The sequence below is a fragment of the Paracraurococcus ruber genome (genome assembly GCF_004353985.1).
Lineage (GTDB): Bacteria > Pseudomonadota > Alphaproteobacteria > Acetobacterales > Acetobacteraceae > Paracraurococcus > Paracraurococcus ruber.
Genome location: NZ_SMOA01000532.1, coordinates 1 through 1,770 on the forward strand (window position 1 = coordinate 1; position 1,770 = coordinate 1,770).

3 protein-coding genes are annotated in these 1,770 nt (G+C 74.8%); 2 read left to right on the forward strand and 1 reads right to left on the reverse strand.

Annotated elements, in window-relative coordinates:
• On the reverse strand, positions 1 to 412 hold a 412-nt coding region (locus E2C05_RS31500), incomplete at its 3' end, for a cold-shock protein (protein WP_275670530.1).
• A gap of 293 nt (positions 413 to 705) precedes the next feature.
• Here E2C05_RS31500 and E2C05_RS31505 point away from each other — a divergent pair.
• Together E2C05_RS31505 and E2C05_RS31510 are read left to right on the forward strand one after the other, a co-directional pair.
• Positions 706 to 1,410: an ABC transporter permease gene (locus E2C05_RS31505; RefSeq protein ID WP_133223541.1), complete on the forward strand. Its 705-nt coding sequence runs from the start codon at positions 706 to 708 to the stop codon at positions 1,408 to 1,410.
• On the forward strand, positions 1,410 to 1,770 hold a 361-nt coding region (locus E2C05_RS31510; RefSeq protein WP_133223542.1), incomplete at its 3' end, for an ATP-binding cassette domain-containing protein. The genes E2C05_RS31505 and E2C05_RS31510, both read left to right, overlap by 1 nt.

Genomic DNA, 1,770 nt, shown 5'->3' on the forward strand with positions numbered 1-1,770 from the left:
GGGCGCCGCCCGGGCCGCCGGCGCCGCCGGGCTCGCCGGGGCTGGTGATCTCCACCACCTCGGTCACCTGCTGGCCCTTCTGCCCCGGGCCGACGCGCACGCGCAGCCCGGCGCCCGGGTTCACCGCGTCATTGCCCGACCGGTGCAGGACCGAGATGTGCAGGAAGGCATCGCCCGAGCCGTTGCCCAGCTCGACGAAGCCGAAGCCCTTCTCGGGGTTGAACCACTTGACCGTCGCCTCGAGCTCCGGGCCGGTGGCGAAGACCGAAGGCCCGCGGGAGGCCGGCATGGTGCTCGGCATCGGGAAGGGCGGGGGGGCGCCCCAGCCGCCGCCGCCGCCGAATTCGGGGGTGTCGTCGTCGAACCCGCGCTTGCGGGGTTTCCGGGGGCGCCAGCTGTCGTTTTTGGCCATCTCGTGAAACTCTTTGGTGCTCCTGTGGCCGTGCTCCGTTTCCGGAACCCGGCCTGCCTCGGACCGGCCCAAGGTTCAGCCCGGGGCACTCGCCACGCTCTAGCATAGGGCTTCCGGCCACGGGCGCCAGTGTGCCGTGCGAATCCGACGATGCCGATGACATTTCGGGACCGGACGCGCCCCCAGCCCAAGCCAAGCCTGGCACCAGCCGGCATTTTCCGGCAGGTTTTCCGCCGCGCGCCCCCGGGACCGCGGTTGATCGGGCCGCGGAATACCCGCACCTCACCCCCACCGTGAACGACCTCGGCACCGCCTTCGCCACCGCGCTCGGCCTGGTTTCGGCCGGCGACCCCGCGGTGCTGCGCATCGTCGCCCTGTCCCTGCAGGTCAGCCTGACGGCGACGCTCTGCGCCGCCCTGGTTGGCCTGCCCCTGGGGGCCTGGCTGGCGGTGGCGCGTTTCCCCGGCCGCGGCGCCATCACCACCGGGCTGAACGCGCTGATGGGCCTGCCGCCGGTGGTGGCCGGGCTGCTGATCTACCTGCTGCTGTCGCGCAGCGGGCCGCTGGGCGGCTGGGGGCTGCTGTTCACGCCCGCGGCCATGGTGATCGCCCAGGCGGTGCTGGTCGCGCCCATCCTGGCCGCCCTGTCCCGGCAGGTGCTGGAAGGGCTGTGGGAGGAATATGCCGAGCATCTCCGCTCGCTCGGCGCCGGGCCCTGGCGGGCGGTGCCGACCCTGCTCTGGGACGGGCGCTTCGCGCTGCTGACCGTGCTGCTGGCCGGCTTCGGCCGGGCGAGCGCCGAGGTCGGCGCGGTGATGGTGGTGGGCGGCAACATCGAGGGCTTCACCCGGGTGATGACCACCGCCATCGCGCTCGAGACCAGCAAGGGCGACCTGCCGCTGGCGCTCGCCCTGGGCGGCATCCTGATGGCGATCGTGCTGGCGGTGAACGCGGCGGCGCAGGGCCTGCGCGGCATCGCGCTGCGGGCGGGCGGCTGATGCGGGCGCCGGACACCGCCCTGCCCCTGCTGGCGGAAGGGCTGGGCTATGCCGCGGGCGGCGTTGCCATCCTGCGCGACGTGTCGCTGCTGGTGGAGGCCGGGCCGCCGCTGCTCGTCATCGGGCCGAACGGCGCCGGCAAGTCGGTGCTGCTGCGGCTGCTGCACGGCCTGCTGGCGCCGACGGCGGGGCGGCTGCGCTGGCTGGGCCCGGCGCCGAAGCGGGACGCCATGGTGTTCCAGCGGCCGGTGATGCTGCGGCGCTCGGCGATCGCCAATCTCGACCACGCGCTGGCCCTGGCCGGGGTGGCGCGGGCGGAGCGGCGGGCGCGGGCCGAGGCGGCGCTGGCCGAGGCGGGGC